The organism is Phascolarctobacterium faecium DSM 14760 (genome assembly GCF_003269275.1).
GTDB lineage: Bacteria > Bacillota > Negativicutes > Acidaminococcales > Acidaminococcaceae > Phascolarctobacterium > Phascolarctobacterium faecium.
In genome coordinates, this window is record NZ_QLTS01000001.1 from 104,694 (window position 1) to 126,892 (window position 22,199).

General features: G+C 38.5%; 22 protein-coding genes and 1 tRNA gene. All 23 read right to left on the reverse strand.

Annotated features, from left to right (window positions below):
• Positions 1-5: 5 nt before the first annotated feature.
• Entirely contained in the window at positions 6-1,076 is a 1,071-nt protein-coding gene (mtnA, locus tag C8D73_RS00460) for an S-methyl-5-thioribose-1-phosphate isomerase (protein WP_021718492.1), read from the reverse strand.
• A gap of 13 nt (positions 1,077-1,089) precedes the next feature.
• Entirely contained in the window at positions 1,090-1,887 is a 798-nt protein-coding gene (gene mtnP, locus C8D73_RS00465; protein ID WP_021718491.1) for an S-methyl-5'-thioadenosine phosphorylase, read from the reverse strand.
• A 10-nt stretch (positions 1,888-1,897) separates the two neighbouring features.
• Complete coding sequence (gene ppaX / locus C8D73_RS00470) at positions 1,898-2,560, reverse strand: pyrophosphatase PpaX (RefSeq protein WP_021718490.1); 663 nt, start codon at positions 2,558-2,560, stop codon at positions 1,898-1,900.
• A 119-nt stretch (positions 2,561-2,679) separates the two neighbouring features.
• The gene (locus C8D73_RS00475; RefSeq protein WP_113076980.1) at positions 2,680-3,963 is read right to left on the reverse strand and encodes a glycosyltransferase family 2 protein; all 1,284 of its coding nucleotides are present in this window, start codon (positions 3,961-3,963) and stop codon (positions 2,680-2,682) included.
• A gap of 28 nt (positions 3,964-3,991) precedes the next feature.
• Entirely contained in the window at positions 3,992-4,672 is a 681-nt protein-coding gene (gene pssA / locus C8D73_RS00480) for a CDP-diacylglycerol--serine O-phosphatidyltransferase (RefSeq protein WP_021718488.1), read from the reverse strand.
• A gap of 3 nt (positions 4,673-4,675) precedes the next feature.
• Entirely contained in the window at positions 4,676-5,302 is a 627-nt protein-coding gene (locus C8D73_RS00485) for a phosphatidylserine decarboxylase family protein (RefSeq protein ID WP_021718487.1), read from the reverse strand.
• A gap of 115 nt (positions 5,303-5,417) precedes the next feature.
• Positions 5,418-6,149 (reverse strand): WecB/TagA/CpsF family glycosyltransferase, encoded by a 732-nt coding sequence (locus C8D73_RS00490; protein ID WP_021718486.1) that lies wholly within the window; start codon positions 6,147-6,149, stop codon positions 5,418-5,420.
• 12 nt (positions 6,150-6,161) lie between these two features.
• Positions 6,162-6,866, reverse strand: coding sequence for a response regulator (locus C8D73_RS00495; RefSeq protein WP_021718485.1), 705 nt, complete (start codon positions 6,864-6,866; stop codon positions 6,162-6,164).
• Complete coding sequence (locus tag C8D73_RS00500) at positions 6,863-8,494, reverse strand: ATP-binding protein (RefSeq protein ID WP_021718484.1); 1,632 nt, start codon at positions 8,492-8,494, stop codon at positions 6,863-6,865. Before C8D73_RS00500 ends, C8D73_RS00495 begins: the two co-directional genes overlap by 4 nt.
• 110 nt (positions 8,495-8,604) lie before the next feature.
• On the reverse strand, positions 8,605-10,215 hold the full coding sequence (locus C8D73_RS00505) for a peptide chain release factor 3 (protein WP_021718483.1): 1,611 nt from the start codon (positions 10,213-10,215) through the stop codon (positions 8,605-8,607).
• Positions 10,216-10,228: 13 nt separating this feature from the next.
• Positions 10,229-10,780, reverse strand: coding sequence for a hypothetical protein (locus C8D73_RS00510; RefSeq protein ID WP_021718482.1), 552 nt, complete (start codon positions 10,778-10,780; stop codon positions 10,229-10,231).
• 76 nt (positions 10,781-10,856) lie between these two features.
• Positions 10,857-10,933 (reverse strand) — tRNA-Pro (locus C8D73_RS00515).
• Between the two features lie 56 nt (positions 10,934-10,989).
• Positions 10,990-11,910 carry a homoserine kinase gene (gene thrB / locus C8D73_RS00520; RefSeq protein WP_113076982.1) on the reverse strand — a complete coding sequence of 307 codons (921 nt, stop codon included), beginning with the start codon at positions 11,908-11,910 and terminating at the stop codon, positions 10,990-10,992.
• Positions 11,911-11,917: 7 nt separating this feature from the next.
• A complete protein-coding gene (locus C8D73_RS00525) occupies positions 11,918-13,216 on the reverse strand; it encodes a homoserine dehydrogenase (RefSeq protein WP_021718480.1) in 1,299 nt (432 codons plus the stop codon).
• Positions 13,217-13,257: 41 nt separating this feature from the next.
• Positions 13,258-13,701, reverse strand: coding sequence for an ACT domain-containing protein (locus C8D73_RS00530; protein WP_021718479.1), 444 nt, complete (start codon positions 13,699-13,701; stop codon positions 13,258-13,260).
• 156 nt (positions 13,702-13,857) lie between these two features.
• Complete coding sequence (gene plsY, locus C8D73_RS00535; protein WP_021718478.1) at positions 13,858-14,484, reverse strand: glycerol-3-phosphate 1-O-acyltransferase PlsY; 627 nt, start codon at positions 14,482-14,484, stop codon at positions 13,858-13,860.
• Between the two features lie 12 nt (positions 14,485-14,496).
• Complete coding sequence (der, locus tag C8D73_RS00540) at positions 14,497-15,825, reverse strand: ribosome biogenesis GTPase Der (RefSeq protein WP_021718477.1); 1,329 nt, start codon at positions 15,823-15,825, stop codon at positions 14,497-14,499.
• A gap of 20 nt (positions 15,826-15,845) precedes the next feature.
• Entirely contained in the window at positions 15,846-16,370 is a 525-nt protein-coding gene (locus C8D73_RS00545; protein ID WP_113076983.1) for a cob(I)yrinic acid a,c-diamide adenosyltransferase, read from the reverse strand.
• 10 nt (positions 16,371-16,380) lie between these two features.
• Positions 16,381-17,664 (reverse strand): DUF512 domain-containing protein, encoded by a 1,284-nt coding sequence (locus tag C8D73_RS00550; RefSeq protein ID WP_113076984.1) that lies wholly within the window; start codon positions 17,662-17,664, stop codon positions 16,381-16,383.
• A gap of 111 nt (positions 17,665-17,775) precedes the next feature.
• Entirely contained in the window at positions 17,776-18,816 is a 1,041-nt protein-coding gene (fni, locus tag C8D73_RS00555; protein ID WP_170123140.1) for a type 2 isopentenyl-diphosphate Delta-isomerase, read from the reverse strand.
• A gap of 38 nt (positions 18,817-18,854) precedes the next feature.
• The gene (gene ispH / locus C8D73_RS00560; protein WP_113076986.1) at positions 18,855-20,924 is read right to left on the reverse strand and encodes a 4-hydroxy-3-methylbut-2-enyl diphosphate reductase; all 2,070 of its coding nucleotides are present in this window, start codon (positions 20,922-20,924) and stop codon (positions 18,855-18,857) included.
• A 4-nt stretch (positions 20,925-20,928) separates the two neighbouring features.
• The gene (locus C8D73_RS00565; RefSeq protein ID WP_021718472.1) at positions 20,929-21,519 is read right to left on the reverse strand and encodes a lysophospholipid acyltransferase family protein; all 591 of its coding nucleotides are present in this window, start codon (positions 21,517-21,519) and stop codon (positions 20,929-20,931) included.
• A gap of 3 nt (positions 21,520-21,522) precedes the next feature.
• On the reverse strand, positions 21,523-22,191 hold the full coding sequence (cmk, locus tag C8D73_RS00570) for a (d)CMP kinase (RefSeq protein ID WP_044491921.1): 669 nt from the start codon (positions 22,189-22,191) through the stop codon (positions 21,523-21,525).
• Between the last annotated feature and the right edge of the window lie 8 nt (positions 22,192-22,199).

Below are 22,199 nucleotides of genomic sequence, written 5' to 3' on the forward strand. Positions count from 1 at the left end.
TAATATTAGTCCTCCTCTTGCAGTATTTTCTGCAATTTTTTTATATTTTCTATATATGGCGCAGATATAACACCATATTCTGTAATAATGCCGGTAATCAGTTCTCCCGGAGTGACGTCAAAAGCAGGATTAAAAACATTCACCTGCTGTGGTGCTGTTACCACACTATGAAGCAATCGTACTTCGTCAGCAGAACGTTCTTCAATAGGGATCTGTTTGCCAGTTTCTAAAGTAAAATCAAAAGTACTGATCGGTGCAGCAATATAAAATGGTATCTGATGATATTTTGCAGCCAATGCCACTCCATAAGTACCGATTTTATTTGCCGTATCACCATTGGCAGCAATTCTATCTGCGCCGACTATAACAGAGTCTATATGTTGAGTTTGCATAACCCAGGCTGCCATATTGTCGGTAATCAAAGTAACAGGAATATTATCTTCTATTAATTCCCAGGCTGTTAAACGCGCCCCCTGTAATAACGGTCGTGTCTCATCTGCGTATACCATCTCCAGCCGTCCATCTAAAAAAGCTTGTCTGACAACCCCCAAGGCAGTTCCCCATCCACAGGTAGCTAAAGCTCCTGCATTACAATGCGTGAGTATTCTGGCTTGCTGCGGCAATAATGCGGCCCCATAGATACCAATCCTTCTATTGACTTCAATATCCTCCTGATAAATTTTACAGGCTAAATTTCCCAATGAAGTTTCAATAGCTTTTAAAGATTGCTGTGCATTTATCATAGCAACAGCATGTTTATATATTTTTTCAACTGCCCAACCAAGATTAACTGCTGTCGGGCGAGTAGAAAGCAAAAAGTTTTTTATTTTTTTGAACTCTATTAAAAGAGTTTCCTGGCTGAAATCAGCATATCTTGATGCAAGCTCCTGCCATCCTAATACCATTCCAAAGGCCGCAGCCGCACCAATAGCAGGTGCTCCTCGTACTTCCAAACGTTTTATTGCTTCTCCTACTCTACGGTAATCTTTACAAAGAATAGTTATAATTTCTGATGGCAGCTTCGTCTGATCTAATAAAAGCAGGCTCTGTCCCTGCCATTCCATAGTTTTAACCATTTTTACAGGCTCCTTATAAAGTAAAACCACCAAATTCAGTCATACACTGCGGGCATCCACACTCCATACTATCAGCTTCATTAGCAGCAATAAAGGCGCTGATAAGCTGTTCCATATTTTTAATACTTTTATCCATAGCTTCAACTACTTCACTGTGAGAAAGAGGTGTCGGAGAAATTCCGGCAGCCATATTAGTAACTATGGAACAATTTGTATAACACATTTCTGCTTCTCTGGCCAGCAAGGATTCCGGCATATTAGTCATACCAACGAGGTCACCGCCCAACATTGCAAACATTTTTATTTCAGCAGCAGTTTCAAAGCGAGGTCCCTCAGTACATACATAGCAGCCTTTTTTATGAAAAATAATATCTGTTTTATATAAACAATTAATTACTTTGTCTCGTAATCTTGGACAGTAAGGATTGGTAAAATCAACATGAGCGACACCACGTTCTGGATTGTCGTAAAAAGTATTGATACGGCTTTTCGTAAAATCTAAAACCTGATCACATACAACGAAATGTCCGGGTTCCATATCAGGATTTAAAGATCCAACTGCAGTAGTCGCAAAAATTTCTTCTGTACCGAGACTTTTCAGTGCCCAGATATTTGCACGATAGTTTACTTTATGCGGAGCTGTTTTATGTCCCACACCATGACGGGTAATGAAAATTACCTGATTGCCGCACATTGTTCCAATATTACATAAAGCTGCTCCATAAGGAGTTTGAATCACCTTTTCCTCAAAACATTGTAACGTTTCCGGACTATAGATTCCTGTTCCACCTATGATTGCTATTTTACGCATATTGTCCTCCTTAGTGTTTATTATTCAAATCATCAATAATCTTTATCAAATCTGGCATTTCTTTCAGAATATACGTTGGATTACCTTCATCAAGCATTTCCTGCCAGTCAAAGCTGGTATAACTAACAGCTGCCGTACCATAACAGCCTGCCGCCTGTCCACTTTGTAAATCAAAAGGACTGTCGCCGATACAAAGGCATTCTTCAGCTTTCAGTTTAAGAGCGCTCAAGGCTTTCTCCATTGGTTCTGGATGTGGTTTATGATGTTGGCATATATCACATCCAATAACCGCTTCTATATAGGTTTCCAACCCCATACACTGCAAACCGCGTTTGGCCATTGGTACCTTTTTGGAAGTAACAACAGCCATTTTTATTCCACGCTGCTGCAAAACAGACAATGTTTCTTTAACCCCTGGAAACGGTTTAATAAGCTCATCGTGATATTTTAGATTGAACTCTCTATAAACTGCACATAATGTTTCTACCTGATTTTTATCTACATAATTTTCCATAGCACTGCGTAACGGCAGCCCAAAATATTTCACCAACTCTGCACGTGGCATCTTTTTATTCAAGCAAACTGCAAAGCTGTGTTCAAATGCTTGGATTATCAAATCGATAGTATCGATCAATGTTCCATCTAAATCAAATAAAATACCGCGTATCTTCACAAACTTCTCCTTATATATTTTATATCTTATCATCTTATAATAACATAAAAGCCTTATAAAATAAAGAATTCAAGCATTTTATAAAGAAAAAGACCACTCTTTAGAAGAGCGGTCAAAAGTTATTGTTTTTTAGGAAATACGACTTGTTTCGGGCCAAGTTCAGCATTTTCCGGAATTAAAACTTCGTTAAAGCTTATTCCGCGAGTATGAGCAGTGTGGCTCCATTCATGATCATGCCTGTGAATATACCCCAGTACAGTAATAGGTATCCAGCTGTAAATAAAGAGCGGATACAATAAAAGGTACATCCATGATTTAAAAGAAGCATGAATTTTAAAAAGTACAATCATAGGAAAAATATACTGACCTATACCTATCAGCGTCCAAACTTCTAACGGTAGAATAGCATATAAGACATTTGTATAGAAAGGATAAAATTGATAGATATAACTGCAAATGACAAAAAAAGTAGAAATAAGTAAGAAATACGGTTGGAATAAATTGATTATTCCATCAAGAACAACGATATTTCTTTCCTTAATGCCTTTTACAAACAATTTACCGATATAACGGTTTGCTACATCAAAATGCCCTTGAGCCCAACGTTTACGTTGATTCCAGGATTGCATAAAAGTAAGAGGCTTTTCATCATAGACGATGGCATCATGTGCCCAAGTAGTAGGTATACCTTCCAACAAAGCTTTCATTGTAAATTCCATATCTTCTGTAAGGCATGTAGCACCCCAGCCATGTCTGCGCAATATATCTGTAGAAATACACATACCAGTGCCGCCAAGACAGCTAGATAAACCGATATTATATTTAGCTAAATGCCATACATGGTTTACGACCCAGAAAGAAATAGAAAATACTCCTGAAATCCAGGTATCATTAGGATTTTTAGAGTCCAAATATCCCTGAATTAATCGTTCGCCTTTACATAAACGGCTGTTCATTTCTCTTAAAAAGTCAGGATGAACTAAATTATCTGCATCAAAGACACAAACAGCATCATATTGACGTTCCATTTCAAAAAGCCTTTGGAACATCCAATCCATTGCAAATCCTTTGCCTTTTTCATTATCATTAAAGCGTTCATAAACGATTGCTCCTGCTTGACGGGCAATTTGCGCTGTATTGTCTTTACAGTTATCTGCAACTACAAAAATATCATATAAATGATCAGAATAATTGAGCAGATGCAGATTCTCGACCAATTGACCGATAACTTGCTCTTCATTGTGTGCACAAACGATCATAGCAAAAGTTTTTTGCTCATCATAAATTTTTTCTTCTGGTCTGCGGCCAAAAAGGCCAAAGAAAGAAAGCGTAAAATAATAGATCGTGAAGAATACAATTAAAAGCTGCAACGGAATCATGATCAAGTCAAAATAGGTACTCATCAAAAATCTCCTTGCTTTCTAAAAATATTTACTGCTTGTTTAGCATTTTTGCATAAACACAGTTAATAATCCCAGCTAACGAATAGGTAAACATGGCCGCAAAAGGCCATGCTGAAAGGTTTACATAAAGTAAATATATGCCAACAGCAGCAGCAACAATTACCGGAGGTAAAAACATTGGATTTCCTTTACCTTTAAAATCCGGAAATTTTACATTACTATACATAATACAACCAATTACAAAAGTTAGAATTGCAACAAAATAAGTGGAAAAGGAATAATCAGAAAGAACATACGTTGCTAAAACACAGGCTCCCGCAGGAATCGGCATGCCTTGAAAATATCCCTTTACCTCACCAACATTTACATTAAATCTTGCTAAACGCATAGCACCACAAATTGTAAAAATGGAAGCAATGAGTTTTCCAAGTAAACCTAAATCTGTCATACCATATTGATAAATAAGAATAGCAGGAGCGACACCAAAAGAACCTAAATCACATAAAGAATCCAGTTCTTTACCAAATTCCCCGCCTCCTACTCCTAAAAAGCGAGCAGCTCTTCCATCCATAGAATCTGCAATAACAGCCAATATTATAAATATAGCTGCTCTGGAAAAATTGCCTTCAAATGTATCAAAAATAGATAACACGCCAAATGTTAAACTTAATGCACTAATGCTGTTAGGTATGATACGACGATAATTCATCTTTTAATGAACCCTCCCGATCAGAGAAACTCCTCCAACTACTGAATCACCTTTTTTTACAAGAATTTCAACATTTTTTGGTAAAACGAGTTCAGTACTTGATCCAAATTTAATCATACCATAACATTCGCCTTGTTTCAAATTATGACCTAAAGTCACCCACGATACAATACGACGCGCCAGTAATCCTGCAACCTGAATAACCAAAACTCTCATCTTATCGTTTTGAACTCCAATAGCATGACGTTCATTTTCAAAAGAGGCAGATTTTTTATATGCCGGCACAAACTGCCCACATGTATAACGCTGGTATTTTATTTCACCATTAACAGGGCTGCGATTGACATGCACATTAAAAACGGAAAGGAAAATAGTAACCTTTATAGCATCTTCATTTAAATATTCTTCATCATAAAAGTCTTCTATTGCCATTACTGTTCCATCTGCAGGAGAATAAATAATAGAGTCATCTGATTGTGTAGGACGATTGGGATTACGGAAAAAATAAATAAAAAATAGCATTAACACTGCAGGAACTACGGCCCATATTAAACTACCCCAATAACCTACAGCAAAAGTAATAATAGCAAAAGCAAATATGAACGGATGACCGTCTTTGACTATATTCATAGAGAGTCCCTCTCTTTCGGCAAGTTTAAGAAAAGAAAAAGAAAACAATAATGTGATGAACCTTTAGTTCATCACATTATTATAATACAGCCATATCTTTTTGTCCATTTTTATTTCATTTGGAACAAATTACTTTAATAACAAATTTAGGTAAAGCAAGCATTCTTGTAAAACGGCTCGGTTGTTTGTAGAGCCTAAAAAGCCATTCCAAAGAATATTTTTGCATCCATAACGGTGCACGTTCCATTTTTCCGGCCAACACATCAAAACTACCGCCTATTCCCATAGTAATATAAGGTTTTAGCTCTTGAAGATGTGTCTGAAGCCATTTTTCCTGTTTAGGGGCTCCCAACGCAATAAATAAAATCTGTGCGCCGCTATTATTAATGGCATCTATTATAGACTTGTTATCACTGTCTTTAAAATAACCATCCCTGCATCCAACTACAGTTACACCAGGATATAAACTTTCTGCTTTTTTCTTTGCAGCTTCAGCTATACCAGGCGACGCGCCAAAGAAAAAAACTCTATAACCTTTCTCAGCAGCCAGATTAAGTAAACGATTAAATAAGTCAAACCCTGCAACTCTCTCCGGCACAGCATATCCTAACTGTCTGCCTGCCCAAACGGTACCGGCGCCATCAGGCAGGACTAAATCGGCAACATTAGTTAAGATATTTTTATATTCTGCATCGTCTTGACACATCATAATAATTTCTGCGTTAGCAGTAACTACAAATGAGTGCTTTTGTTCTTGTATCTTATCATCAAGATATTGAACAGCCGCATCCATACTATATGGGTGCACAGGTACATCCAAAACCTGAATAGCAGTAATTTTTTCCATCAGCAACAACCTTTATTGAATATATAGATCAATAATATTTGCATTTTTATCAATGCATTTGTATTTGTAAACAGGACGACCTACACTGCCTCGATGAAGATCAAGGCTCAATAGTTTCAAGGATTTAAGAAATTCCAAATATTTACGGATTGAAACACGTGAAATACCAACTTTAGCCGAAATTTCTTCTGTAGTAAACATTCCGTCGATTTTAATAATTTCAGACCAAACAGTATTTAAAGTATTCTTGTCCAAACCTTTCGGTAAAGTAACTTCTACATCTGTATCCTGATGAATGATAGTTTTGTCAAGTTCATCCTGTTTAAGGATGGACTGTTCTTCAACCAAGTTATAGCGGCTCTTATAATTATTTAACGCCAGATTAAATCTTTCAAATTCAAAAGGTTTTATAATGTAGTCAAATGCTCCTAACCGCAGTGCTGCTTTAATCTTATCTTTATCATTGGCAGCGGATACAATAATGACATCGACATCATATTCCTGTTCTCTGATTTTTGCCAGCAGCTGCAGACCATCCATTCCTGGCATAAAAATATCAAGAATGACAAGATTGTACTCTTTAGTCTGCATAATTTTCAAAGCTTCATCACTGTTGCGAACGATATCACATAGTTGAAAACCTTTGATTTGGGTCAAATAATGTTCGTGAAGCTTCCCTACCATCGGGTCGTCTTCTACTACTAAAACTTTGATCATGATGTTTTCACCGTCCTTACGATTGGTAATCTTATGGTAAACGTGGTACCTTCGCCTACGGTTGATTCAACCTCGATAGTACCTTTTAAATGGGTAACTGTCTGTTTTATTAAAAAAAGTCCGATACCGCGTCTGGGCCCCTTACTAGAATAACCTTTTTCAAAGATAGTTTCAAGTTTATTTTCAGGAATACCAGGTCCGGAGTCTTCAACCATGACCATTATTTCATTATCAAAGGTTAAAATACTCAGATTTACAATTCTTTCACTGGGATGATCACGCAGAACATCAAAAGCATTTTCAATCAAGTTGCCAATAATAAGAATCAGCTCCTGTACTGTAGGACGAATAAATTCGGTTGTAAGTTCGCTTTCATCTGTTAAAGAAAACTCGATATCTAATTCTCTTGCCCTGCTGATTTTCCCTAAAATAAAACCTGCTAATGTAATATCTTTTAATCTGGTGACTACATAAGCAGCTTCAGCCTGCCGGTTATTGGCAATTTCCATCGTAAACTGTTTTAACTCGTCATAAGCTTTCATATCAATCAAACCCATGATAACATGCATTTTATTCATAAATTCATGTGTCTGAGCTCTTAGTGCATCAGCATAATTACGTACACCAGTCAACTGATTAGCCAATTCTTCTAATTCCGTTTTTTTACGAAATGTTATAATGGCACCACCGATATGTCCATTGTCAAATAACGGAACAAGAGTTGCGATAAATAGAACAGAACCTACCTGTACCGGCATATCCAATGTTGCTCTTCCCTCTTTTAAAACAGTATCCAGCGTTAATCCGTTCATAACTGTTTCAAGCGGTTTGCCTAGAAGTGTGTGTGGATTAGGTATTCCTGCCTGAGCAAACAAAAACTCTGATTCAGTATTAATCAAAGTTATTTCAGCATCTTTATTGATTGCAACAACACCCTCTTTTACAGAATTAAGCAATGCATTGCGTTCTTGTAACAATGTGGCAATATCTTCAGGCTCTAATCCAAATAAAGTAGCTTTTACATGACGTGCTAAAAAAACAGCACCGCCTATACCTACAAACAAACCAAATAAACTTGCCAGAAAAATCAGCAGAACTGATTCTACTGTCAAATCCTGAATCATTTTAGGTGATACTCCAGCTACAATATAGCCAACAACAGTATTACGGTCATCGCGAATGACCCCTACTGCCTTTTCATTAAAAACTGAAGTATCATACCAGTTTAGATTAGTACTCAGTCCCTGTTCAGCCACTATCTGACGCGCTTCATCTTCAAATCCGTCTATCGAAGTAGGATTGTGAAATACCCGTATATTTTTATTGCGGTCTAAAATAATAATACTGGCTTTACATGACTTGGCCGCCATGTTAACGACATTATTCAGAGTTTCATTGGTATTATTGATATCAGTTTCATATGTCAGCGAACGGATTACAGCTGGCGAATGAGAGAGTAAAGTAGTAATACTGACAGCATTTACACTTATACGTTCATCAACGACACCGGAAACTCTATGAGCTATAAGCAAACTGGCAGGCAATAATGATGCAACTATAACAAACGTTATCAGAAGAACTATTTTTTGTGATAAGGTGAATTTATTTGTTCCGTTTTTATATGTCATACTTTTCACCTCACCAAAAATTCTTTTGCCACTGTTTATAGCATAAACTACTTTTTAAAGTTTTTACAATTAACTTTACTTAAATTATTACATAATTTATATTTTAATATCTAAATTTTAGCAACATCTGAAGGAACTGTCAAAAATTGAATGCCAGGATTTCGTTCTAAAATCCAGTTCAATGACCATTCGTTATTAACAAGAATAACAGGTCTGTCTTTTTGGTCATATACAAGCATACCGCTATCCAGTCCTTTAATATTATCAATAAGTTTTTTATCTTCCGCATAAACCCAACGGGCAACGGTATAAGCAAGCTGATTCATCAAAAGCTGGGCACTGTATTCATTGATAAGCCGATATTCCAATACTTCCAGCTGAAGAACACCAACAACACCAACAATAAAGCTTTCGATGCCGATATCCTTTTGTTCAAAGACCTGAATAGCGCCTTCCTGTGCCAATTGAGTAATTCCTTTGACAAATTGTTTCCGCTTCAGAGAATCCTTTGGCTGCACTCTGGCAAAAATTTCCGGCGGAAAAACAGGGAAATCCTCAAATTGGACTTTCATTTTTTCATCGCTTAAGGAATCACCGATTCCAAAGATACCTGGATCAAAAACGCCTATAATATCACCGGGATAAGCTTTTTCTACGATAGTTCTTTCCTGAGCCAAAAACTGCTGTGGCTGTGAAAGTTTAACCACTTTTCCTCCCTGTTTGTGATAAACAGACATCCCTTTTTCAAAGACGCCGGAACAAATACGCATAAAAGCGATTCTGTCACGATGAGCTGGGTTCATATTAGCCTGAATTTTAAAAACAAATGCAGAAAATTCTTCTGTAGAAGGATCTAAAATTTCACCATTCTGCAAAATTCTTGGCTGTGGCTGTGGAGAAAGCTCTAAAAATTTCTCTAAAAAGCTGCGAACACCAAAATTAGTCATAGCACTGCCAAAAAACAACGGTGTCAGTTCGCCATTATTTACACGCGTCATATCAAATTCATCGCCTGCCAGATCAAGAAGTTCAATATCATTGCACAAATTATCATATAACTCTTGCCCTAATGCCTCAATAATCTGGGGGTCATCAAGAGAACCGGTAGTAGATTTTAAAATTTTAGAACCATGGCTATTATCATCCTCAAAAAGTTCGATCTGCTTTTTGATACGGTCATAAACGCCCTTATAATTACCATCAATGCCAATAGGCCAATTAATTGGGTAAGCATGAATACCAAGAACCTGTTCTAGCTCTGCCATCAAATCAAACGGATTTCTTCCATAACGATCCAATTTATTAACGAATGTAAAAATTGGCAGTTTCCTGCGATGGCAAACCCAAAACAGCTTTTTAGTCTGCGGTTCAACACCTTTAGCAGCATCAATAAGCATTACAGCACTGTCTGCGGCCATCAGGGTTCTATAAGTATCTTCCGAGAAGTCCTGATGGCCAGGAGTATCAAGAATATTTACGCGGTGCCCAGCATAATCAAACTGTAAAACAGAAGATGTTACGGAAATACCACGCTGTTTTTCAATTTCCATCCAGTCAGAGACTGCATGTTTATTACTTTTTCGCGCTTTTACTGAGCCGGCTAGATGGATAGCCCCTCCATATAGCAACAATTTTTCAGTTAAGGTTGTTTTACCAGCATCAGGATGAGAAATAATGGCAAAAGTGCGCCTTTTCTCAATTTTCTCCAACAATTCCTGCATATTATCCCCCTAATTATTCTTTATTCTGCATCTCATATAAACGATATGCATCTATTATTTGTTTCAAAACATATTCAGGTACCGGTGTTTCTGTTTCTATTTGCCCTTTCATATTGAAACGGAAGGCAATATCGTTAAACTTTTCGCCGCCATAGGTTTCGCAGCTAAAAGTTGTACGCATAAACTCATCTTTAAAAGTACAATCTTTCAAGGAATTCTTTTTGCGTTCGGAATCCCATTCAGTATAAATGCTGAATAATCTCCGCTGTGCTTCTTCTGGGATTTCTTCACTTGTAACAACAGTTTCTTCTAACGGAGTACAGTCAAGATTTTTATATATTGTGCCATCTTCCAAAGTAATACTCACTGTCATCACATAATCTTTTTCAGAAAAAACTGCTGTTTTAATGCGCCATTTGTCTTTCCATCTTTTTATACAATCAGGGCAGATAAAATGCACATCTCTAATACTGTTACTCATAAAATTGTCACGATAATATAATTCTTCAGCAGGAACGAATTTATTATCACAATTACTGCAAACCAAAGGCAGCGTACGAATCATAGGTGTGAACCTCCTTACCCACAGACAAAAAAATAAGCCTTTACGGGGGTTACCCGTAAAGGCTGGCGATCCGAAATGGTCGGAGCGGCGGGATTCGAACCCACGACCTCTTCCACCCCAAGGAAGCGCTCTACCAAGCTGAGCCACGCCCCGAATCACAATGAGTATTATACCCATCCTGCATATAAAAGTCAAGCAATATTTTAATTTCAGCTATGTTCTTTTTCCCGGGCACCATTAAAATCTAACTTAAGAATATGAGCAGTACTACGCTGTCCATATTTTTCAAAAGCGTCGGTCATTGCTGCAGCAATTATATCACAATCTTTTTCTGGATCAGCATAGGCCATCAAAGTAGATCCAGCTCCACTAATAATAGCTCCATAAGCACCGTTCGCTTTGGCTGCCTCAAAAACTGCCTCTGTACCTGTAATTAAGGGAATTCTATAAGGCTGATGCAGACGATCTTCTAAAGCAGCATTAAGATATTGATAATTGCCGCTCATCAACGCGCCAACATAAAGTGCAGTACGACTGGCGTTGAAAACAGCATCCTGATGAGGAATGTGCTGTGGTATTGCCTGACGTGCCTTATGCGTGGAAAGAGGCTGGTCTGGTACAACGGCTATAAAACGCAGCTCTTTTTGCGGCAGAAAACGCAGTGAATGTGCCCCTGATCTATCCATATAACTGATTGTAATACCGCCTAAAAGTGCCGGGGCCACATTATCAGGATGTCCTTCGATTTCTGTAGCATAATTTAAAAGCCGCTCTTTAGGTAAAGTTGATCCAGTAAGCAGATTAGCCGCTACAAGTCCGGCAACTATGGCAGTAGAACTGCTGCCCAAACCTCGTGATAAGGGGATTCGGTTCTGCATCGTTACTTTAAGGCCAATTCTAGTACCTCTAACTTCATTCCAAACCTTCAAAAATGACAGAAATGCTAAATTTCTGCCACCGGCCCGCAATCGATCTTCGCCTTCGCCAATAACCTCTAAAGCAAACCCAGGAGTATCTAAAATTTCAAAAGTAAAATCGTTATACAAGTTGCAGGCTAAACCCAGGGAATCATATCCCGGTCCGCAATTAGCTGATGTAGCAGGAACAATAACAGTTATTTTATTTTTCATATCAAAATTACTCCAGGTCGTGATCTTCAACACGAATAACACTGCAAACCTTTTCAACGATCGGCAGAGCTTTCAATGTTTGTACCGCCATTTGTAAATTTAATTCAGAGACATCATAAGTAATAACGACTAATTCCGCAACACCCTTGACTTTACTCTTTTGTACAACATTCTTTAAGCTTACATTCTGCGCTCCAAAAGCAGCAGCAATAGCAGCTAAAACACCTGGCTTATCCTGTACATGTAACCGTATATAACAGGGAGACATCATATTCTCCAAACTGCAGAGATGTTTTTCATCAAAGCAGGTACAATTAATACGTCCGTTCGATTTATGAATAATATTACGTGCAACATCAATTATATCGCCGCAGACCGCACTTGCTGTAGGCATTTTACCAGCTCCACGGCCCATGAACATCGCATCTCCGATAGCATCACCTGTAACAAAAATGGCATTGAATACATCATTTACACCAGCTAAAGGATGAGATACCGGCAGCATCGTCGGACGCACACAAACGCTAATACCATGTTCAGCATTATTTTTAGCAATAGCTAAAAGCTTAATTGCATAACCGAGCTCTTTACCATGTTCAATATCGCATAGATCCAGCCCGTCAATACCTTCTACTAAAACGTCACTTAAATCAATACGCGTATTAAATGCTATTGACGCAAGAATAACAAGTTTTCTGGCTGCATCCAAGCCACCAACATCTGCGGTAGGATCAGATTCTGCATACCCCTTTTCCTGCGCTTCACGCAAAACATCAGCATAATCCATATTTTCCTGCGACATTTTTGTCAGCATATAATTGGTAGTACCATTAACAATACCCATTACAGAAGTAACTTTATTAGCGGCTAAACAGGATTTTAAGGGTCTGATAATAGGAATACCGCCGCCTACACTTGCTTCAAACATAAAATCCACTTTATTTTCTTCTGCTAATGGAAATAATTCCTTACCGTATTTTGCTAAAACATCTTTATTAGCCGTTACAACATTCTTTTTATGTTCTAAAGCAGCGGCAATGTATTCCTTCGCCGGATGCTCACGGCCTATAAGCTCAACTACGATATCAATTTCAGGATCTTCAACAATATCTTCGATTTTGTCTGTTAACTGATATTTTTCTGATAATTCTTTAGCTTTTTTCATATCACGGACTAAAATTTTAGATACATGGATTGGAACACCGACTTTTTTTTCTATCTCAGCAGTATTTTCTTCTAAAACAGTCAATACACCGCTGCCCACTGTTCCTGCACCTAAAAGCCCGACTTTAATGCACTCTTTCACAATATCCCCTCCAAGGTTAAAAGCGCATCAACGGATATAACTTAAACTTGGCCTAAAACTTCCAAACGTTTCACTCCGTCGATCATACGCAATTTATCTAATAAGGCTTCCAAATCAATTGTAAGGTCTTTTGTTTCAATAGAAATAGTGGTATTTGCAACACCCTGCAAAGGGATACCCTGGTTAATAGTCATAATGCTGCCGGAATCACTGGCAACAGTGTTTAAAACTCTGGAAAGGACACCAGCTTTATGTTCAAGCAACAAGGATAAGGTAATAATTTTCTCTTTGCTGGCTTCATAAAATGGGAATACATAATCTTTATATTTGTAATAAGCACTGCGGCTTAAGCCCATTCTTTCAACAGCTTCATTAATAGTTTTGATTTCACCGCGTTTTAAAATTTCTTTTACTTTAATAGTTTTTTTGATTGCTTCCGGTAAAATTTCTTCACGCACTAAGTAAAAAGTAGATTTGTCAGACATTGATATCGTCCTCCCTTTTATTAAATGTCCATATGGTTTTTACATGTGTTTTATTATATCATTGTTTCGTGGTAAAAGCCATATGTTTTAAGATTTTCTTATAAAAATAGAAAAACAGCCGTTTTTAGTACATAAATACGGCTGTAATCAATATTATTATTTTTTTTGTAGATCTTTTGCATTACCTTGTTTTATTTTACTTTCTGTACCATTCAAAAGTCTTTTAATATTTTCTGCATGACGTATAACAACAAATCCTCCTGCTACGACAGCAAAAATTACTAACGGCTGAGAGTAACCAAAATAATAAGCAAAAATCGGTGTGCAAATGGCAGCTACAACAGACCCCAGCGAAACATAGCGCGTAAGTAAAACCAAAATCAACCAGACTCCAAAGCTAGCAATGCAAACTTTAGGCATAAAATAAAGAATCAGTCCCAAACCGGTAGCAACACCGCGTCCACCCTTAAATCCTAAAAAGATAGAATAATTATGTCCGAGCAAAGCTCCGATACCGGCAGCAACCATTCCTCCCATTGCGTTATTGGTAAAATAAGCCACTAACGCTACAGCAAGAATCCCCTTCATCATATCGCATAAGAGTACAAAAAAAGCTGTTTTACCACCTACAGTACGAAAAACGTTAGTTGTTCCTATATTTTTACTGCCATATTCTCTGATATCAATACCATGAGCAGCTTTTACTAACCATAACCCGCATGGTATCGAACCAAATACGTGACCGACAATGAAGCAAACAAGCCATACTAAGCCTTCTGCCATTTCTCCCCCACCTTATTCTTCTTCGTTTTTACCGCGAATGATCATTTGCAGCGGTGTTCCTTCAAAACCAAAAGCTTCGCGTAATTTATTTTCTAAATAACGTTGATACGAAAAATGCATGATTTCCGGCTCATTAACAAAAATAACAAATGTCGGCGGTTTGATTTTAACCTGTGTGGCATACAATATTTTTAATCGCTGACCTTTTTCGGTAGGCGGCGGATTGATTGCAATAGCGTCTTCAACAACCTGGTTAAGCACGCTAGTAGAAATACGCATAGCATTCTGCTCCGCTACATAATGAATAACCTCCGGCAGTCTGTGTATACGCTGTTTAGTCATTGCTGAAACAAAGACTACAGGAGCATACTGCATAAATACCAATTCCCTGCGCAGATTTTCTGTATAACGTAAGGTAGACGTATTATCTTTATCGTACAAATCCCATTTATTTACTACTAAAACAATCCCTTTACCAGCCTCATGCGCATATCCGGCAATTTTTTTGTCCTGTTCCGTAACACCGTCGATAGCATCTATAACCATTAAAACGACATCTGAGCGGTCTACAGCCCTTAATGAACGAATTATACTGTATTTCTCAATAGGCTCGTCTATACGTGCTTTACGGCGCATACCTGCCGTATCAATAAAAAGGAATTTCTGACCTTCTCTAATTACGGGAGTATCAATAGCATCGCGTGTGGTTCCAGCAACGTCACTTACGATAGAACGTTCTTCGCCTACTAAAGTATTAAAAATTGAAGATTTGCCAACGTTAGGACGACCAATCAAAGCCACTTTGATTTCATCCTCATTGCCGTCTTCACCATAAGCTGAGGTTTCAGGAAATTTTTCCACAACTGCATCCAGTAAATCACCCAGTCCAAGATGATTTGCAGCTGAAACTGGAATCGGTTCACCTATACCAAGATTATAAAACTCAAAAATTTCCATTTCCTGTTTCGGAGAATCAGCTTTATTGATAGCAAGAACTATTGGTTTCTTCGATTGACGCAGCATTTTAGCTACTTCTGCGTCTTCATGAGTAATACCAGCACGCGCATCACAAACAAACAAAATGACATCTGCTTCAGCAATTGCTATCTGTGCCTGCTGACGAATAGAAACAGCTATTTTATCAGTATTCATAATTTCGATACCGCCGGTATCTACCATCATGAATTCATTATCAAGCCATTCAGTATCCGCATACAATCGGTCACGAGTTACACCAGGAGTATCTTCAACTATTGAAATCCTGCTGTTAGCAAAAATATTAAATAATGTCGACTTACCTACATTTGGCCGACCTACGATAGCGACTATCGGTTTTCCCATAACATTCTCATCCTCACTCTCTAATGGTCGATTCCGTCACGGGAGCTGACGCCCTTATGGAAATAATGTTTTATTTCCTGCATATCCGTAACCAAATCGGCTATATCAATCAATTCTTCAGGCGCACTACGTCCTGTTGTAATGATCTCTGTCTTACCTTTATATTTTTTCAAAAAATCAATAACTTCCTCTAATGGCAGCATTCCTGTTGCCAAAACAATATTCAGTTCATCTAAAATCAGTAAATCTGCAGTATCTTCAATAAGAATTTTTTTTGCTTCTTCCCATCCTTTACGAACCATTTTAAGGTCAATAGGATCTGGATTATGAAAATTTACGAAAGCATCGCGTCCAACCTGCCTCAGTAAAAAATGTGGAAGGTATTGTGCTGCCATAGCTTCACCATAATCAGGATCATCTTTGAGAAATGACAGCATGACCGTTCTGGCACCCCTGCCTGCTGCACGCAAAGCCACACCCAATGCCGCAGTAGTTTTTCCTTTCCCTGAGCCTGTATAAACCTGCAGTAAACCATAACCTTTCATAATCGGCCTCCTACCTGCTAAGCAGCATAACCAACTCGCGTGCATTAACGGCGCGCTCTACTTTGCCGTCAAAAGCTTTTTTAAAGTCATCAAAGGACATATCATCTAAGAACAAATTATCCTGATTCAAAACAACAGCAGGCAAAATAATTCTCTTCATGCCTTGGGCAGCATTTAAAATATCTTTACCAACTAATAATCCGGTAACATTGATAGTTTCACCGAAAAATTCGTTATTTACCGGGATAAAACTGTGTTTTGAACCAGTTTTATTATTAAAATTATCCAGCAGTGGCTGCAAAATTTTATAAGCACTGGTACCAACCGGTATCACTGCATCAACACTATGATTGCAAACATCAGTTTTGGCAGCGATCTGCTGCCATTCGTCAATAAAACTACGACTCAGACCAATGCCATTTTCGATTTGTGGAAATCCATCATACCATGATGCATCAGGGAGTTGTTTTTCTGCTAATAAATAAAACTCATCTCCCAGATAAACGAAGGATTTTCCAAATTTTTTGCGGCATTCCTGCTGCCATACAGTAACTTTATCAACTATAGCGGCAGCTTCAGGTTTAGAAAACAAGCGCATCGGTGTCAAATGTTCTCTATGCTTTGTAATCCCAACCGGAACTACAGCCATTGTTTCCACCATAGGCGCTAAGGCTTCCAAATCACGATAGGTTTGTTCCAACACTTCTCCATCATTATAACCAGGACAGCAAACAATTTGTGTATGGATGGAAATTCCAGCTTCCACCAGTCTATTGATTTTTGACATCAATTCACCTGCAAAACGGTTATTCATCATTTGGCAGCGTACTTCTGGTCTTGTTGCATGTACGGAAATATAGAGCGGTGACATATGCGTCTTTATGATCTGTTCAAAATCTTCTTCCTTCATATTTGTAAGAGTAATAAAGTTACCATATAAGAAAGATAAACGATAATCGTCATCACGTACATATAATGATTCTCTCATACCAGGAATCATCTGATCTACAAAGCAGAATACACAATTGTTATAACAAGTAGTAACCCCGTCAAAAACAGCCGCTTCAAATTCCAGTCCTAATTCTTCATCAGTATATTTTTCAATAACTATCTGGCGCTGTCGGCATTCCGAATCTTCAATCGTCAATACAATCTGTTCGTCTGCAACTAAATAGCTTAATTCTATAATATCGTGTACTGACACACCATTAACAGCACACAGTTTTTCACCGGCTTTGATTCCGGCATTTTCAGCTAAACTGTTACGGCGTACGGCACTAATGATTCCCTGCATAGTTTTCCTTTCTAAAAGCACAGTTTGGTATCTTAATATTATACATTATAATTTCAAATTTGACAAAACACACAAAAATCCCGTTCTTATTTGAAGAACGGGATAAACATACTATCTTTTTCTGGCGGCACTTATTTTTGAAATATCATAATTACGGCCAAGTAAAAATTCACGTAATTCACCTGTAAAATATATTGGGGCGTTACGCAAAGCTTTCAGATCACTGGAACCTGTAAGCAGCATTACCATTTTTAAATCATTGATGATATCTGTTAATGCCCTTTGAGCTTCTTCAATGTCTTTTTCTATAATATAACGCAGAATATTCCCTGACATCCCCACAACATCAGCACTTAAAGCAAACGCTTTCGCAGCCGTCAGTCCATCCCTTATTCCTCCACTGGCTATAATAATATCATTGCGGCCGCAAACAGAAAAAGCCTCAGTAAGAGTTTTAGCGGTGTTTATACCCCACTCAGCTAAAACAGACTTTTGTGAAGTAAACCGTTTTGCTTCTATTGCAGGGAAATTCGTGCCTCCCGCTCCACCGATATCAAACCAGGTAAAGCCAAAAACAAGCATCTGTTTGATTTGTTCTGCTGCCATACCGCAACCGGTTTCCTTGACAATAACAGGGACTTCGCTATGTTCTAAAATGCGACGCATATTATCGAAAAGACCTTTAAAATTTCTGTCTCCTTCCGGCATCACAAGCTCCTGGGCAGGATTCAAATGAACCTGCAAAGCATCAGCATCAAGCATTTTAACAGCTTCAGCTGCTTCGTCCGGTGTTGCCAGAGCGCTGACGTTAGCAAAAACGACTCCATTAGGATAAACTTCGCGTACTACTTTAAAACTACGATAGCTGCTTTTACTTTTTACAGCTCCATATTGTGAACCGACCGCTATAGCTGCTCCAACTGACTTTGCTGTTTGCGCAAGCTTGCGGTTGATATCGATAACATTATCCGTACCGCCGGTTATCGCATTTATCAAAAAGGGAACGCTGAGCTTAATACCGCCCAGCGTCGTTGTAATATCAATATCAGCAGGAGCAAGCTCAGGTAAGCAATTATGCAGAAAATGCATATCGGTAAAACCGTTAGGAAGCGGTCCATCTCCAAGTTCCAATGCATATCTGATATGATCCAATTTTCTTTGCTCTCGCGACATATCTACCATCCGTTTAATTAATTGTTCAAACCTTCCAGCTGTTCTTTTAAATCAAGAGTCAGCTCCGGTTTGTCATTGATAAAAGAGCTGTATTCTGCTTTTTCTGCTTCTTTAACAGCTTTAACGATACTTAAGCCGATCTTCTTATGTTTCAAATCAACTTTGATAACTTTTACTTTTACATTTTGACCGATTTCCAAAATGTCTTCCGGTTTTTCAACACGGGTTTCAGCAATTTCAGAAACATGGACCAATCCTTCAACTTTATCGGCAAGTTTTACGATAGCGCCAAACGGCAGGAACCTCTCTACAGTACCTTCTACAACCATACCTTCTTTAAAAGCAGCTGCTTCAGTCAGCCACGGATCTTCCTGAGTAGCTTTTATACTGAGAGCTACGCGTCTGTTTTCACGGTCAATTTTTTTCACAAGTACAGTTACTTCATCATCAACTTTAGCAGCATCTTCTGCTTTTACATTACGATCCCAGGATAACTCGGTATTATGAACTAAACCGACCAACCCCTGTCCAACTTCAACAAACAAGCCAAAATCAGCAATTCTTACAACTTTGCCTGTAACTGTCTGTCCTTCTTCAACAGAAGCATAAGCGGCTTCTTCTGCGGCAGTACGAGCTTCTTTAGCAGCTTGGATCCTGGCTTCTTTGGCATCACGCCAAGCCTGGGCTTTTGCTTCTTTTTCACTTCTAAGCAAATCACGACGTGAAACAACTAAACGTTTTTTTGCCGTATCAACTTCAATAACTTCCGCTTCCAATTCTTTACCAATATAATCAGAAAAATCTTCTACGCGGCGTAATTCCACATGAGAAGCAGGCATAAAACCTTCAACGCCTTCGACTGCAACAGCTAAGCCGACAATATTTTTCATTTTGTTTTTAATAATCCGCAGAACTTTTACAGTAGCACGGCGTTTTTCACCTTCTGCCAAATCTGCTACATAATTCCATGCAGCATCCTGTTCAGCTTTGATTTTCGAAAGACGGATAAAATCGTCTTTCGAAGTACCGGGAATAACTTTGGCCTCCACTTCATCACCAATTTTAATAGTTTGAGCCAAAATTTCCGGAGCTTCATTAGACCATTGTGAAAAAGCAATAGCGCCTTCTTTCATATAGCCGAAGTCAACATATACCTCATCTTTGCCTATTTGGATGACTGTAGCTTTAACAATCTTACCAGGGTAGACATGTGCGTCCTCCAGGCTTTGTTCCAGCATACTTTCAAAAGATTCCATGTTTTCCATTACACGTATAGCCTCCTTAATTATACGGTCCGGCGTTGATGCGCCTGCCGTTATTCCTATATTTTGACAGTTTTTAAACATCTCCTCGTTTAATTCCGAGGCTGTTTCGATATGGTAAGCACGCTTACAGTGTTCTGCAACAAGCTCATACAAGTGTCTTGTGTTGGCACTGTTTCTGCCGCCTATTACAACAAAGGCGTCTACTTCATCAGCTAACTTCAGAGCAGCCTTTTGTCGTTTAGACGTTGCCAGGCAAATAGTTTTTTCTATTTTATATTCACCGGAACGTTCCTTCTGAAGTGCTGCCAGAATTTCTTCAAACTTTGCCAATTCAAAGGTAGTTTGAATCAAAACGCCATATTTATCTGCTAAAGGTACATTACCTATATCTTTTATACATTCTATAACTATAGCATGTTTTCCTGCCCATTGTACAATACTTTTTACTTCAGGATGATTTTTTTCACCAATAATTACAGGTAAATAACCAGCCTCAGCCAAAGCTTGTCCTTTTTTCTGTGCAGCTTTAACATTTGGACAGGTTGCATCAAGAATAGTCAGATTTTTTGCATGAGCAGCTTCGTAAACGTCAGGGCCAACTCCATGCGAGCGAAAAACAACAGTTTCTCCAGCTTGAAATTCGTCCAGGCTTTCACGGCAAGGCACTCCTTTGGTATTTAAATCTTCGATAAGCTGCGGATTATGTATCAAAGGGCCTAATGTTCCAGATGCTTCATTTGCTTCAGCCAATTTATATGCCATATCTACAGCACGTTTGACGCCGTAACAAAAACCGCAATATTCAGCAATTCTGATTTTCATACTATCACTCCGCTTCTTGTAAGCGTTTTATTTCCAGCATCAAAGCTTCTGTAAGTTCATGCAGTAGTTCTTTGCTGATCGGTACATCCTGAGGGAAAAAAATAGGTTTTCCAAATTTGACGTTTACTTGCGGCCATAATTTCCCCTGCCGTTTGATATCGGTACCTTTTACGCATGTTGGAACAATGACTGCTTTAGCTTTTCCTGCCATCATCAAAGCACCTGGCTCAGCCTTACCTAACGCCCCTGTTTTACTGCGAGTCCCTTCAGGGAAAATAGCTAACACACCACCATCCAGCATCAAGTCAATACCATGTTTTATTGCTGTTCTATCGGCCCCACCACGTTTTACAGGAAATGCGCCCAAAAGTTTATAAATATCACCCAAAACAGGTACAAACAACTCCTGTTTTGCCATAAAGTGCACTTTTCTTGTAGATGCTACACCGATTACAGGCGGATCCAGCAAACTTAAATGATTGCTGGCAATTACCAAAGGACCTGTCGCTGGAATATTTTCTGCACCTTTTACTTCCAGCCGCAAAAATATTTTGAATAAAATTCTTAAAATAATCTTTAAGACTGAATAAAACATAGCTTAATGCTCCTGCACCAAAGTTAAAATTTGAGAAGCAACTTCCTGAATAGACATATTAGAACTATCCAAAAAAATCGCATCTTCTGCACAGCAAAGCGGCGCAATTTTACGTTCACAGTCCTGCTTATCACGAGCCTCAATATCAGACTGCAGCTGCTTCAGATCAACCTGCATTCCTTTGGCAAGCATTTCTTTGTATCGCCGCGATGCCCGCTCCTCAGCAGAAGCCGTCAAAAAAATCTTTAAATCAGCATGCGGAAATACCACTGTTCCGATGTCACGCCCGTCCATCACTACTCCACCGGCTTCTCCCATGCGGCGCTGCTGAGCTACCATAGCTTCGCGTACAGCTCCTACAGCAGATACTTTAGAAACAATTTCTGTTACTTCCGGAGTTCTGATTTCATCTGTTACTTCCAGTCCATCCACAAAAACACGGTTCAATTTTGCTTCCTGTTTAAAAGTAATAGTCATTTCAGCAGCAAGTTTACTTACTAATTCAGGTGAAAAATCCTGCTTACTTTGTAAAAACTTCCAAGCTACAGAACGATACATTGCACCTGTATCAATATAAATATAGTCCAATTCTTCAGCCGCCAGTTTAGCAATGGTACTTTTTCCTGCTCCTGCCGGACCGTCGATGGCAACTACTAATTTCTTCTCCATCATTTACCACC